This window comes from Arachidicoccus sp. BS20, assembly GCF_001659705.1.
Classification (GTDB): Bacteria; Bacteroidota; Bacteroidia; order Chitinophagales; family Chitinophagaceae; genus Arachidicoccus.
The window spans coordinates 2,309,240-2,324,055 of record NZ_CP015971.1 but is presented as its reverse complement, the minus strand read 5'-3'; the positions used below and the strand labels follow the sequence as shown (position 1 = coordinate 2,324,055).

Annotated in this window: 8 protein-coding genes; all 8 read left to right on the top strand. The window is 40.6% G+C overall.

Features of this window, described 5'->3' with window-relative positions; translation table 11 throughout:
* Positions 1 to 20: 20 nt before the first annotated feature.
* The 8 genes from A9P82_RS10335 to A9P82_RS10300 all read left to right on the top strand — a co-directional run bounded on the left by A9P82_RS10335 (position 21) and on the right by A9P82_RS10300 (position 14,800).
* On the top strand, positions 21 to 2,381 hold the full coding sequence (locus A9P82_RS10335; protein ID WP_066207561.1) for an alpha-L-rhamnosidase-related protein: 2,361 nt from the start codon (positions 21 to 23) through the stop codon (positions 2,379 to 2,381).
* A 50-nt stretch (positions 2,382 to 2,431) separates the two neighbouring features.
* On the top strand, positions 2,432 to 4,753 hold the full coding sequence (locus tag A9P82_RS10330) for a GH92 family glycosyl hydrolase (RefSeq protein ID WP_066207559.1): 2,322 nt from the start codon (positions 2,432 to 2,434) through the stop codon (positions 4,751 to 4,753).
* A gap of 21 nt (positions 4,754 to 4,774) precedes the next feature.
* Complete coding sequence (locus tag A9P82_RS10325) at positions 4,775 to 7,060, top strand: GH92 family glycosyl hydrolase (protein WP_066207557.1); 2,286 nt, start codon at positions 4,775 to 4,777, stop codon at positions 7,058 to 7,060.
* Positions 7,061 to 7,262: 202 nt separating this feature from the next.
* The gene (locus A9P82_RS15300; RefSeq protein WP_082915317.1) at positions 7,263 to 7,823 is read left to right on the top strand and encodes an RNA polymerase sigma factor; all 561 of its coding nucleotides are present in this window, start codon (positions 7,263 to 7,265) and stop codon (positions 7,821 to 7,823) included.
* Positions 7,824 to 7,925: 102 nt separating this feature from the next.
* Positions 7,926 to 11,060, top strand: coding sequence for a glycosyl hydrolase (locus A9P82_RS10315; RefSeq protein ID WP_066207553.1), 3,135 nt, complete (start codon positions 7,926 to 7,928; stop codon positions 11,058 to 11,060).
* A gap of 386 nt (positions 11,061 to 11,446) precedes the next feature.
* Positions 11,447 to 13,192 (top strand): RagB/SusD family nutrient uptake outer membrane protein, encoded by a 1,746-nt coding sequence (locus A9P82_RS10310; RefSeq protein WP_066207552.1) that lies wholly within the window; start codon positions 11,447 to 11,449, stop codon positions 13,190 to 13,192.
* Between the two features lie 178 nt (positions 13,193 to 13,370).
* Complete coding sequence (locus A9P82_RS10305) at positions 13,371 to 13,799, top strand: DUF5004 domain-containing protein (RefSeq protein WP_066207551.1); 429 nt, start codon at positions 13,371 to 13,373, stop codon at positions 13,797 to 13,799.
* Positions 13,800 to 13,807: 8 nt separating this feature from the next.
* Positions 13,808 to 14,800 carry a DUF4961 domain-containing protein gene (locus tag A9P82_RS10300; protein WP_066207549.1) on the top strand — a complete coding sequence of 331 codons (993 nt, stop codon included), beginning with the start codon at positions 13,808 to 13,810 and terminating at the stop codon, positions 14,798 to 14,800.
* Positions 14,801 to 14,816: the final 16 nt, after the last annotated feature.

Genomic DNA, 14,816 nt, shown 5'->3' with positions numbered 1-14,816 from the left:
AGACTAATATTATTTTATTCATGAGATATCTTACTTCATTCTTGTTAAGTATTTTACTGTTGTTCTTCACAAAGAACAACGGTTGCGCTCAGACCAATATTTCATTACAGAGTGAAAGACCCTGGAACGCGAGTTGGATTGCCGCGCCAAATGATGCAGGAACAGAATATGGTGTTTATTATTTCCGAAAAAATATTGATTTGGCAACGAAGCCGCATTCTTTCATCATTCATGTTTCGGCGGACAATCGTTACAAGTTGTATGTGAACGGAACATTGGTTTCACTTGGACCTACACGCAGCGATACCTATTACTGGAATTATGAAACGGTTGATTTATCGCCTTATTTGAAAGTAGGCAAAAATATAATAGCTGCATTAGTTTGGAACGAAGCGCAGTATAAACCCGCAGCGCAAATAACGATAAGAACTGCTTTTATTGTTCAGGGAAATTCTTCAACCGAAGAAATATTAAATACAAACGACTCGTGGAAATGTATAAAAGATAACGGACATCAGCCTGTTCCCGGTTATTTCTTTGCAGCAAGCAAAGGCGAAATGGTTAATATGAACGAAGCCGTTAAAGGGGATTGGACAGCATCGGATTTTAATGACAGCAATTGGGCGTCTGCTGCTAAAATCGGCGACGGAAAATTAAAAGGAATGTCTTGGGGCGGAGATTGGAATTTAGTTCCTTCTCCGTTGCCGCCGAGAGAAATGACGTATCAGCGTATTCCTGTATTGCGCTATGCAACAGGTGTAAAAGTTCCTTCTGAATTTCCTGCAAAAAAATCTTCGTTTACGGTTCCTGCAAATACTACGGTCGTTTTATTGCTCGACCAAACCGTTGAAACAAATGCTTATGTAACCTTGAATTTCAGCGGCGGGAAAGACGCAGGCATTTCATTAGGCTACGCCGAAGCGTTGTATGAAAAAGGAACAAACGGCACGCGCAAAGGAAATCGAAACGATGTGGACGGAAAAGAATTTATAGGAAGAATAGACAGCTTGATTTCTGACGGACAAAACAATCAAGCCTTTACAACATTGAACTTTCGCACTTATCGCTATATCCGATTAATCGTGCATACAAAAGATGAACCATTAACCGTTAATGATTTGTATGGAACATTCACGGCTTATCCTTTTAAAAGAGTTTCGGTTTTTAATTCTACAGACACGACTATAAAACAAATGCTCGACATCGGTTGGCGTACAGCTCGTCTAAACGCTTGGGAATCTTATACCGATTGTCCGTATTATGAACAACTCCAATATATTGGCGATACACGCATTCAGGCTTTGATTTCTTATTACAATACAAGCGATGACAGATTGGCTCGCAATGCAATTACACAAATGGACCACTCACGCTTGGCAGAAGGTGTTACGAGAAGTTGCTATCCGTCAAACGGTTCGCAAATAATTTCAACATTTTCGCTGTGGTATATTTGTATGCTGCATGATTACTGGATGTATCGCGGCGACAGTGATTTTATAAAAAGTAAGTTGATTGGCGAAAGAGATATACTGGATTTTTTCAGTAAGTACGAACAACCTGACGGTTCCATAAAAAATATGCCCTATTGGGCGTTTGTAGATTGGTCGGGCAATTTTGCAGGCGGCAGTAATGGCGCTGACGGATGCGCTGCTATATTCGATTTGCAATTGTTGCTGGCTTACCAAAGCGCGGCGCAAATGGAAAACGAAATCGGGCTAAAAGATTATGCAAGAATGTACACTGCGAAGGCTTTACAATTAAAAAATACGATTAATAAAAAGTATTGGGTTGCAAATAAAAAATTGTACGCCGATAATATTGATAAAAACAGTTTTTCGCAGCACGTGAATTCTTTGGCAATACTTGCCGGTGTTGCAGATAAAGCGGATGTTCCTGAAATCTGTCATCAAATGCTTTCTGATAAATCGCTTACACAATGCAGCATTTATTTTAAATATTATTTGCATCAGGCTTTGATAAAAGGCGGATTGGGAAATGATTATATGAACTGGCTGGGTATATGGCGCGATAATATCAAAATGGGATTGACAACTTGGGCGGAATATTCTGATTTGGCAACCACACGTTCCGATTGCCATGCGTGGGCGAGTAGCCCGAACATTGAATTTTACAGAACAGTATTGGGCATCGATAGTTATGCACCGGGATTTAAGAAGATAAAAATTGAACCGCATTTGGGAACATTAACGAATGTAAGCGGAGAAATCCCGCATCCGAACGGAAGAGTTTCTGTTCAATATATGCTTGAAAAAAAGCGATGGAAAATTATTATCAATCTGCCGCAACAAACATCCGGAACATTGGTTTGGAAAGCAAAAACATATATGCTTAAAGCAGGATATAATTCGTTAACATTATAGTCTTTTATCCGGTAGTTTTTTATCGTAATATTGAGGAACAAATTACAGTTATGAACAGAAAGAAATTTTATTATACGTTGCTCGTTTGCTTTTGTTTGCCGCTACTTTCCCGGGAACAAATAAACATTGTAAAAAAACAACCCGCAGATTATATCAATCCGTTTATCGGTGCGAGTACAAGCGAGGGCAAAGCAGGTATTTATCATGGTTTAGGAAAAACTTTTCCCGGTGCAGCAACGCCTTTCGGAATGGTACAAGTTAGTCCGAATACAATCACGGGCGGCGATAACGGTTCGGGTTACAGCTATGAAAATTCTACGATAGAAGGTTTTGCTTTTACGCAAATGAGCGGTATCGGTTGGTACGGCGACTTGGGAAATTTTTTGGTAATGCCAACGATAGGCACGCTCAAAACATCTGCAGGAAAACCCGAACATCCAGAAAGAGGTTATCGTTCACGATATTCAAAGAAAGATGAAAAAGCTTCGGCGGGTTATTATGCCGCAACGCTTACTGATTATAATATTCGCGCGGAAATGACGGCTGCACCGCACAGCGGTATTTTGCGTTTTACTTTTCCCGAAAACAGGCAATCGCGCATTCAGATAGATTTGGCAAGGCGCGTGGGCGGAACGGCAACGAAAGAATATGTAAAAGTTGTAAACGAAAACACGATTGAAGGTTGGATGCAATGCACGCCCGACGGCGGCGGTTGGGGCGATGGCGCAGGCAAGGCAAATTATACCGTTTATTTCTATGCGCAGTTTGATAAGCCTTTAAAAGATTACGGCGTTTGGAGCGCAGATATTCCCGATGATTGGAGCAGGAAAAGGGAAGATGTAGAAAGCGACCGTTATCAACAAAAAATTGCTGATGCAACTGTTCTGAAAAATGCTAAAGAAAAGGAAGGAAAGCATATTGGTTTTTATACAGCGTTCGCAACTTCAGAGCAGGAAAAAGTTCTGATGAAAGCGGGAATATCATTCGTCAGTATGGATAACGCAAAAGAAAATTTGCAAGCAGAAATTCCCGATTGGAACTTCGATAAAGTTCATCAACAAGCACGTGAGTTGTGGAATAACGCGCTTTCCAAAATGACGGTGCAAGGCGGAACGGAAGAAGAAAAAACTGTTTTTTATACAGCGTTATACCATGCAATGATTGACCCGCGCAATGTGCAGGACGTGAATAAGCAATGCCTCGACGGCGACGGGAAAATTTATACAACAGATTCATTTTCCAAGCGAACCTTCTTCAGCGGTTGGGATGTATTCCGCAGCGAATTTCCGTTGCTGACAATCATTGAACCTAAAGTGGTTAATGATGAAATTAATTCTTTAACCAAACTTGCCGAGCGGACGGATTCACAATATTTCTCACGCTGGGAATTACTCAACGCTTATACGGGATGCATGCTCGGCAATCCTGCGGTAGTTGTGTTAGCTGATGCGTATGCGAAAAATATCAGGCATTATGATGTAAACAAAGCTTATCAATATGCGCTGAATACTTGCAAAAAATTTGATAACGGTAAAAACGGTTATACCGATAACAGCATTTCCGAAACATTGGAATATGCTTATGATGATTGGTGCTTATCGACATTGGCAAAAGCATTAGGAAAGAAAGATATAGTCGAAGAATATTTTAATAAATCGAAAGATTATAAAAATATTTTTGATGCATCCACGCATTGGTTTCGTCCGCGCGATGCGAACGGCAATTGGTTGCCTTTGCCCGAAGACGGGCGTTTGGCGCAGGGCTATGGCTGCGTGGAAAGCAATCCTTATCAGCAAGGCTGGTTTGTTCCGCAGGATGTAGCAGGGATGATTCAATTGATGGGCGGCAAAGAAAAAACGATTGCCGATTTGCAGAACTTTTTTGAAAAAACACCGCAGGATATGATGTGGAATAATTATTATAATCATGCCAATGAACCGGTGCATCATGCAGCGTTTTTATTCAACAGAATCGGAGCGCCTTGGCTCACACAGAAATGGTCGAGGGCAATATGCGAAAGAGCTTATCATAATTCGGTAGAAGGCTTGGTGGGTAATGATGATGTAGGGCAAATGTCCGCATGGTACGTATTGGCGGCAAGCGGTTTGTATCAGTTGTGCCCGGGCGATACGCGTTTTGAAATCACAAGCCCTGTTTTTGATAAGATGAATATTAAAACAGGAGAGAATGGCGCAAATGTTTTTACCGTTATCGCTCAAAAAAATTCTTCCGAAAATATTTATATACAAAGCGCGCGGCTAAACGGAAAGCCTTACAACAAGTGCTGTATCGATTATAAAGATATTGTTGCAGGCGGAACACTTGAATTGCAAATGGGCAGTAAACCGAATATTAATTGGGGAGCGGAGTGATAAATTTTAAATAATTGACTGATGCGAATATTGATTTTTGTTTGTGCAATATTAATTACTTTAAAGGTATCGGCATTTCACAGCGTACAGAAAAAAGATTCGTTGCCTGATTTACTGAAATATGTCAATGGATTGCAGGGAACAAATTCCAATCCCGATTATTCAAACGGAAATATATATCCTGCGATTGCGCTGCCTTTCGGCATGAATTTCTGGTCGCCGCAAACGGGAGAAAATGGAAACGGCTGGAAATATCAATATTCGGCAACAACCATACGCGGCTTCGGGGAAACGCATCAATGCAGCCCCTGGATGAACGATTACGGCGTATTTTCTTTAATGCCTGTGTCGGGGAAATTATCTGTGGATGAAAATCAGCGCGCGGCAACTTTCAGTCATCAAAATGAAATTGCAAAACCGAATTATTACAGAGTAAAATTTGATAACGGCATTACAACGGAAATTGCGCCGACCGTTCGGGGCGCGCATTTTCGCTTTCGTTTTCCTAAACAAAAATCATACATTGTTTTGGATGGCTACACAGGTTTGAGCGAAGTAAAAATTTATCCGAAAGAACATAAAATCACGGGCTTTGTGCATAACGGAATATTTATACCGGGCGATTTTAAAAATTATTTTGAACTCGTTTTTAATCAGCCTTTTGTTGCTTACGGAACATGGAATAAAAATGGAACAATAACTGCAAACAGCGATTCCACGCAAGGTACAGGCACAGGCGCTTATATAGAATTTAAAAAAGGCGCAACAGTTGAAGCAAAAGTTGCTTCATCTTACATCAGTCCGCAACAAGCAGATTTGAATTTACAAAGAGAACTTGGCAGGTTTAAAAATTTCGATGCAACAAAAAATGCGGCTGCGCAAATCTGGAATAAATTATTAAATCGGATTTTAGTGGAAGGCGGCAGCGAAAAAGATAAAGCAACTTTTTATTCATGTCTTTACAGAGCCAATTTATTTCCCTGCAAATTTTATGAATACAATAAAGACAACAAGCCTTATTATTACGACCCCAACGACGGAAAAATTTACCAAGGCTATTTTTATACCGATGAAGGTTATTGGGATACTTTTCGCGCGCAATTTCCATTAAGTAATATTTTGCATCCGCAAATGCAGGGACGATATATGCAATCAATCCTTGCCGTTTACGAGCATTGCGGCTGGTTGCCGTCTTGGTCTTTTCCTGCGGAAACAGGCGGCGTGATGATTGGCAATCATGCTATTTCGTTATTGGCAGATGCTTGGGCAAAAGGCATTCGCACATTTAATCCCGATACCGCTTTGAAAGCTTATTTTCACGAAGCGACAAACACCGGTAATGGACGTTTCGGACGGAGCGGCTGGAAAGATTATTTTACATTGGGCTATGTGCCTTATCCGCAAGGTGGTATAGGCGCGACAGCCAAAACTCTGGAGTATGCTTATGATGATTTTTGCGGCTATCAATTGGCAAAAATGACACATAATCATTTTTATGAAAAAATCTTTGCGAAGCAAATGTATAATTACAGGAATGTGTTTGATACGGCAACCAATTTTGTGCGCGGCAGAGACAGCAATGGAAAATGGAACGAACCCTTTAACCCTTATGAATGGGGCGGACCTTTTGTAGAAGGCAACGCATGGCATTATACATGGTCCGTTTTTCAAAATGTACAAGACCTGATAAATTTGATAGGCGGGAAGCAACAGTTTATAAAGAAACTTGATTCCGTTTTTGATGTTTCCGATTCCGTTGTTACCGGTACATATCATCATACAATTCATGAGATGCGCGAAATGCAATCGGCGCACATGGGACAATATGCGCAAGGCAATGAACCGATTCATCACATGATTTATTTGTATGATTATGCAGGCGAGCCCTGGAAAACGCAGCAGCATATACGAGAGGTGATGAGTAAACTTTATAATGCTACGGAAAACGGCTATCCCGGCGACGAAGATGAAGGCGAAATGTCTTCGTGGTATGTGCTGAGCGCATTGGGAATTTATAGCGTGTGTCCGGGAACAAACCAATACGTCATCGGCAGCCCGGTTTTTCAAAAAGCGACAATTACTTTAGAAAACGGGAAGCAATTTATTATAGAAGCAAATCATAATGATTCGGCAAGTGTGTACATCCAAAATGCCACTTTAAATGGCAAATCTTACAGTCATAATTGGATAACTTATGACGATATTACAAACGGCGGCGTGCTGCATTTTGATATGGGAAACCGCCCGAACTTTCAAAGAGGGATTCAGGTAAATGATCTTCCGTTTTCTTTATTAAATGAAAAGTAATTGATGGATTTTTTCTTGTTAAGATTTTTTCGTTTTTATTTTGCTAAATCGATTTAGTTACTTAGGTTTGTGTTAACTTTTTTGGGTTATTGAAGTCGGTTTATCAGAAGTGGGTTTCTTTTTTGTTTATTAAAAATTATTAATGTTAGTTATTTTAAATGAGTTGAATAAATAATTACTGAAAACTTTAAACGGCATATTGATGAAAACGTTAGTATATACTTCCGACGAAGAATTATTTCAATCTTTCAGGTTTGGCGATACCGATGCTCTTGAGCAGATTTATGTCCGCTATTGGAACAGCCTCATGCGGGAGGCGTGTCGTCAAATGGGAACATTTGTGGAATCAAAAGACATTGTACAGGACGTGTTTATTTCCCTGATCCAGAAAGCTGCTAACATAAACATTAATGTATCCTTAAAAGCATACCTGTTTCAAATGTTGCGCCACAGAATAATCAATAATAAACGCAACAAGCGGATACATATTTGCTGCCACGATGAAATATTCCATATGAATAAAGGGAGAAACATTTATGCAAATGATTATGAAACGAAAGAGCTAAATGAGTATGTGAACAGCGTGATATATTCTCTCCCGGAGAAATGTAAAGAGGTTTTCCTGTTAAGCCGGGAAAAAGACTACTCTTATAAAGACATTTCCCGGGAACTAAAGATTTCTGTTTCAACAGTGGAAAAACATATTATAAAAGCACTTAAAATCATCAAGTGTAAATTGCAGTACCGTTATGAATTGAATTAGAAAGATATTTGAAAACAGGCTCTAATGGTTTGGTGCCGGTGGATAAAAAAATATTTCAATCAAAGGTTTCATGCGTAAATATTTAAGCATTAAAAAATATACATGAGAAAAGTATTGATAGCATTGGTAATTTGCTGTTTATCAACTGTATTCTGCCGGGCGCAAACCTCAACGGTGCTTACTGCGGAAGCAGGTTTTAAACAGGTTCCCGACAGTATTCGCATTGGTTGTTACTGGTATTGGCTTTCGGATAATATTTCCAAAGAAGGTGTTATCAAAGATTTACAGGCGATGAAAAAAGCGGGCATCACACGCGCATATATCGGCAATATTGGTCTTGGCGAACCTTACGGAAAAGTAAAATTTGAGTCTCCGGAATGGTGGGACATTCTGCATACTGCATTAAAAACGGCAACCAAGCTCAATATCGAAATCGGCATATTCAACAGCCCGGGTTGGAGTCAATCGGGCGGACCTTGGATAAAACCTAATCAAAGTATGCGCTATCTCGCATCAACAGATACTTTGGTCAACGGCGCTCAGCAATTAATATGGAATATCCCAAATTTTTCGGATTCTGCTCAATTGGTAAAAATTATCGCTTTTCCCGCGCGGAAAAATTTTTATCAAAAAGAATATCAATTAAAAGATTTCGGCACGCAGTCCGATACCTTGAATATGCCTGTGGATGAAAACCAAACCATCCGCAGTTTTTCATTGAAGACGGAAAATTATATACGAACAAATGCGGAGTTACAGGCAAAAATCGAAGGCAGATATAAGATCATCCGCAAATTTGAAATTGACAGAACCAATTATCAAAAAATCGTCGGCTTTATTCCCGATGCGCCGGTTGTATTGTCCTTGCCTGCGACCGAAGCAACGGCTTTCCGCTTAGTACTCGCCGAAACAAATGATTCGCATGGAAAAGCAAAGGCAACCGTAACATTGTCTTCCCGACAAATTGTAGAACGTTATCCGGAACAATCTTTTGCAAAAATGTTTCAGCGTCCGCATCCGATGTGGGGAACATATATGTGGCAAAGACAAGATTGGTACGATGAAAAATCTGCCGATATTATTTCGCCTGACAAAGTACTCGATATAACATCTTCACTTTCTCCCGCCGGAAAATTACAATGGAATGTTCCCGCAGGCGATTGGACAATTGCTGTCTTGGAAATGAAACCTACAGGAACAACCAATAGCCCCGCAACACCCGAAGCAACAGGATTGGAAGTGGACAAGATGAGCAAAAAGCACGTGGCATCTCACTTTGACGCATATCTCGGTGAAATTCTTCGACGTATTCCCGCAGCTGACAGAAAAAGTTTTAAGATAACCGTTGAGGATAGTTACGAAACAGGCGGACAAAACTGGACGGATGATATGCTCGAAGTGTTTCAAAAAACGTACGGTTATAATCCGTTGCCATATTTACCGGTGTTGCAGGGAAAAGTCGTAGGCAACGAGGATATTTCTTCGCGCTTTTTATGGGATTTACGCCGCCTTGTTGCCGATAGAGTTGCTTATGATTATGTAGGCGGTTTGCGCGATGTAAGCCATCAGCATGGATTAACAACGTGGCTGGAAAATTACGGGCATTGGGGATTTCCCGGAGAGTTTCTGCAATACGGCGGGCAATCGGACGAAGTAGCGGGCGAGTTTTGGCTCGCAGGCGATTTAGGCGATATTGAGAACCGCGCAGCATCTTCCTGTGCGCACATTTATGGGAAACAACGTACTTGGGCAGAATCGGTTACGAGCGGAGGATCTAACTATACGCATTATCCTTCGGAATTTAAACCGCGCATTGACAGGTTTTTTACGGAAGGTATTAACGCGACTTTGTTTCATGTATATATTCATCAGCCGTACGAAGATAAAAATCCCGGCGTGAGCGCATGGTTCGGAAACGATTTCCAGCGTAAGAATACCTGGTTTAGTCAAATGGATGTATTTACTGATTATATACATCGAGCAAACTGGATGTTACAGCAAGGAAAATATATTGCCGATGTTGCTTATTTCATCGGCGAAGACGCCCCGAAAATGACGGGCGTTGAAGATCCGATGTTGCCCAAAGGTTATTCGTTCGATTATATCAATGCCGAAGTGTTGTTGCAAAGAGCAACTGTAAAAGACGGTTATCTTGTGTTGCCCGGCGGAATGCGTTATCGGTTGCTGGTATTGCCAAATCAACAGTCTATGCGTCCCGAATTGTTGAAGAAAATATGCCAATTGGTAAATGACGGCTTGGCTGTTTACGGAGAGCCGCCAACGTATTCGCCCGGCTTAACCAATTATCCCGAAGCAGATAATGAAGTTAAAAGTTTAGGACAGAAATTATTTGCTGCCAATACTTTCGGCAAAGGAAAAGTTTTTCATCGTACGACAAATTTACAACAGGCGTTGAATGATTTGGGCATTGAACCCGACTTTACAACTTCGCAGGATTCCGTTTTATTTATTCATCGGAAATTGAACGACGGCGATATTTATTTTATCTCAAATCAAACCAACAGGAAGATAGATTTTGACGGAGTATTCAGAGTTGATGCAGGTCTGTCGCCGGAACTTTGGAATGCGCTTACAGGCGAAATTCGTTCGCTGCCAAATTTCAAAAGAGCAGGAAACAGAACTTTACTTCCGTTGGAATTGGATAAATATGGAAGTGCATTCATCGTGTTTCGCAAGGGACATAAATCTGATAATGATAAAACTAATTTTAATACTAAACAATTAGTTTATACAATAAATACACCTTGGTTAGTCTCTTTTGAAAAAGGAAAACGAGGTCCTGCAAATGCCGTTACTTTCAACACGTTAACCGATTGGAAAGATGCAGCAAACGACAGCATCAAATATTTTTCGGGCAGTGCAGTTTACACGACAACTTTTACTTTACATAATTTATCAAAACAGGAATTGTATATCGATTTGGGCAAAGTAATGGTCATGGCTAAAGTGAAACTAAATGGGCAATATGTTGGTGGTGTTTGGACTGCGCCTTATCGTTTAAACATAACAAAATTCTTGAAAGCGGGAGAAAATAAATTAGAAATTACCGTAGTGAATAATTGGCGAAACCGCCTGATCGGCGACCAAAAACTGCCTGAAAAAGAACGCCGGACATGGACAACTGTAAATCCCTGGAAAGCCGATTCTCCGCTACAATCTTCCGGGTTGCTCGGTCCTGTTGAAATCCGGGCGTATGATTATACAATTGAAAAATAAATTCTAAGCCGATATAAAAACAGTCTATTGTTTTGTCGTCATTTTGGAGCAGAATGACTACATAAAATTTTTGTTGACGGATTCTTTGTCTAAAATCAAAGTATATCTGAAAATATTGACCATCAACGCCATTACGAGCAAAGCTGCATTGCCATGAACAAAACCGGGAAAAGAAGTCAAAAGATTTGCCTTAAAAAATTTATATAGTAGAGGTGCAATTTACTTTATGTGTCATAGTATATGATGTTTAACAAACTTTGGTAAGTTAGTATTTAAGCGTATTGAAAATATAAGAGATGGTTCACATTAGCATACATCTGTGAATACCCATTTTTTTATGATAAACAATTTCGCTTCATCAATAAAAATATACTTTTTTAAAAAATATGAAAAAACGATTCTATTATCCATTATTCTTAGTGCCGATTGCTTTTTGGTTCAGCTGCCAGAAAAATGGTTTTTTAGACCAAACTGCTACATCAAGTCTGAATGAGACAAGTACTTTTTCGGACAGCGCCAATGCTATGGATTTTTTAAATAACATCTATACTAATATTGGATTTGCCAGCGATCCCAGGCGTTTTAGCGGCGGCAATTATGCAGCAGGTTTAGACGCGTCCTGCGATGAAGCTGAAAGCCCGAATGCTTCCAGCACAAATGGTTTTATTGAATTTGCAACGGGAACAGTCAATCCGACAATAGTTCCGGATGATGCCTGGCGAATACCTTACGCTAACATTCGCGCGGTAAACCAGTTTTTGAAACATTTGTCCACAATACCTTTTTCTTCATCTTTAAAAACAGAAACCAAAGCTGAAGCTCGCTTTTTAAGGGCATGGTATTATTTTATGCTTTTGGAACACTATGGCGGCATTCCACTCATCGGGGATACCATTTATACGGCAAGCGACCAGGTGGCTCAGAAAAGAAATTCTTTTGAAAGTTGTGTGAACTACATTGCTGATGAATGCGACAGCGCGGCACAGGACTTACCCGTAACACAGTCCGGCTCTAATTACGGAAGAGCAAGCAAGGGAGCTTGCCTGGCATTAAAAGCCAGATTGTATCTCTATGCTGCAAGTCCTCTGTTTAACAATGGCGGTATAGGAAAAGACCAAGGCAATGGTTTGGATACGATTGTTGCATATCCCGATGCTGACCCCAATCGCTGGCAAAGAGCGGCAAATGCTGCCGAGCAGGTTATACTGTTGAATGCTTATTCGTTATATGTTGATTCTACAAGTAAACCGGGCGAGCCCGGGTATGGTTTTCAGGAATTATTTACCCAACGTTATAATACCGAATACATTCTGGCAAGAATGATGGATGGCAATAAATACCTGGAAAGCTTATGGGATGTTCCTTCACGGGGCGGTTCGGGCGGACCATTCCCCTATCAGGAAATGGTGGATGCGTTTCCTATGAGCAACGGCAAAGACATTACCGACCCGACCTCCGGTTACGACCCGCAAAATCCGTATAAAAACAGAGACCCGCGTCTGGATTATTCCATCATTCATGATTCAACTTTAAGAACCACTTTCGGCGCCAACCAGCCGACACCGGTCAAGCTTTATTGGAATACAAAAGTTTCGCCCGCGACGGCCGCCAGCGGCGATGCAGTTTACAAAGGTACGCCTACCGGCTATTACATTTTTAAAATGATAGACCCTGCAGTTATTAATAACGGATTGGGTACAACAGCAAGATGCCTGCCGTTAATAAGATATGCTGAAATATTACTCGACTATGCTGAAGCGCAAAATGAATATGCGGGACCTGATGAAAATGTTTATCAGGCAGTAGAGGCTATCCGGCAAAGGGCGGGACTTCGACCTTACACGTTGCCGCAAGGGCTTTCCCAAACCGAGATGCGCCAAGTGATACGAAGGGAAAGACAAGTGGAATTGGCTTATGAAGGTCAGCGGTTTTTTGATGTAAGAAGATGGATGATTGCAGACTCTACACAAAACCAGGAAATGCACGGTATGGAAGTCGATAGAGGCAATACGGTAACGTATAAAGTGTTTAATGTGCGTAAACACAATTTTAAAAAAGCGATGTATCTGTGGCCACTTCCTTTGTCGGAAATATCCAAGCTACGGGAATTACAGCAAAATCCATTGTATTAAAAATTTATACTAATGAAATGCCCATAAATATTTTACATATCCAAAGCGATGAATCGAAGATCGACGAAGTCAAATGTAGCGAAGCGGAATTCACGAACGCAAAAATTAAAATAAATAACCCGTTCGTAATATTTCAAGGCATTCCATCTGACAATTAAAAAACAATAAAAATAAACAGATGAAATTGATTAAGATATTTTCTTTTTTGTTTGTCCTGATGCTGTTTAGCAACTGTCATCGGGAAGACATCCTTCAGTATAAGCAAGAGCCGGTAAAATCCATTGCCGGTACATGGAAAATAATAGGCGCAACCCGAAACGGTACAGATTTAATAAACCGTTTCGATTTTTCGCATTTCAAAATAACCTTTACCGACAGTTCTTATACCATTGACAGCCTGGTTCCGTTCATCGTTACCCAAAATGGAAAGTATCACTTGGACGACCCTCAATATCCTTTTAAAATTTATTTTGAAACGCAGGATAATTCTTCCAAAGAATTAGACCTTAAATACCCTTCGACTAACGGAGTAAGAAATATTGTATTGACTTTTTCTCCCGGTTGCAGCTCGAACAGTTATACATATACTCTTCAAAAAGTTAATTAGAAATCCATATGCGCAAAAGCCTCAATTATATTAAGAGAAAAATCCGGTGGCAACTTATAGCAGTTGGCGTAGTAATAGCGCTGGTTGTTGTCGCGTGCAGTATTACTATTGACAGCATTGACCAGCCTGACAGCGTTAACGGCGGAGAAACGCTGCAATCTACGTTGCACGTAACAATCTCCACAAATGCAGAGGAAGATAATTCAAAATTAATGGTAGCTGTATTAGTGCCGAAGGTATGGAATGTAGCCAGTAACGCATCAATTAGTTTTACCAGTAGTATTACCGACGGGGAACAGAAAATGTCGGTTATTCCTGCCGGAACAGCTGCGCCGCAAGGCAACGGTTTGGATTGGCCAACGCTTATCAGCAACAAAATAGGTCATGGGGGCAATTTATTGCCCGGTTGGGAATGGGTCGCTTTTTATTCGAACAATGCTTATAACGTAGGTGGAAATGTAAATGTTAGTGTAACAGTAAATATTAAAATCAAGACAAGCCAGGATAATATCTCGTTTAAACTCGGCTATGTTGTCGCCGAAAGCGTTGACGGACTCTCTGACCCGCAATATTATAATGCAGCTTTTCCCGGATGTTTCAGGGTCTTCGGTACAGGCGACTTAATTGATTTTTGCAATCCTCAACTTTCAACGGTAGACCCGCTGAATTCACTTGATAACGACATCGTTACCCTGAGCTTTGATGGTGGCATTATAGACAATGCTTTGGCGAATGAATCCAATATTTTCTTATGCGCAAAAGGCATTACTACAGATGGCGATACGCTTGAAGTATGTCGCCAGGACAGTACAACCAAGTTAGTTGCTGATGGAATAAAGAAGTGGCGTATTGATATATGGCCCAGGGGGCTTTTTAATCTGTCTGCCGATAAGCAATTGGCAAGCCTTCAGTATTATTTTACAGATGCATCCGGTAATGTCAAAGTCGGCAGTACGGGCGATGATTCTACGCCTTTCACTTATACTTTTAAATGTCAATAATAAACATCAACTCAAC

Excerpts from the sequence above, each read along its gene's own strand:
- A9P82_RS10335 (WP_066207561.1), top strand. The coding sequence starts at position 21 with ATGAGATATCTTACTTCATTCTTGTTAAGTATTTTACTGTTGTTCTTC.
- A9P82_RS10330 (WP_066207559.1), top strand. The coding sequence starts at position 2,432 with ATGAACAGAAAGAAATTTTATTATACGTTGCTCGTTTGCTTTTGTTTG.
- A9P82_RS10325 (WP_066207557.1), top strand. The coding sequence starts at position 4,775 with ATGCGAATATTGATTTTTGTTTGTGCAATATTAATTACTTTAAAGGTA.
- A9P82_RS15300 (WP_082915317.1), top strand. The coding sequence starts at position 7,263 with ATGAAAACGTTAGTATATACTTCCGACGAAGAATTATTTCAATCTTTC.
- A9P82_RS10315 (WP_066207553.1), top strand. The coding sequence starts at position 7,926 with ATGAGAAAAGTATTGATAGCATTGGTAATTTGCTGTTTATCAACTGTA.
- A9P82_RS10310 (WP_066207552.1), top strand. The coding sequence starts at position 11,447 with ATGAAAAAACGATTCTATTATCCATTATTCTTAGTGCCGATTGCTTTT.
- A9P82_RS10305 (WP_066207551.1), top strand. The coding sequence starts at position 13,371 with ATGAAATTGATTAAGATATTTTCTTTTTTGTTTGTCCTGATGCTGTTT.
- A9P82_RS10300 (WP_066207549.1), top strand. The coding sequence starts at position 13,808 with ATGCGCAAAAGCCTCAATTATATTAAGAGAAAAATCCGGTGGCAACTT.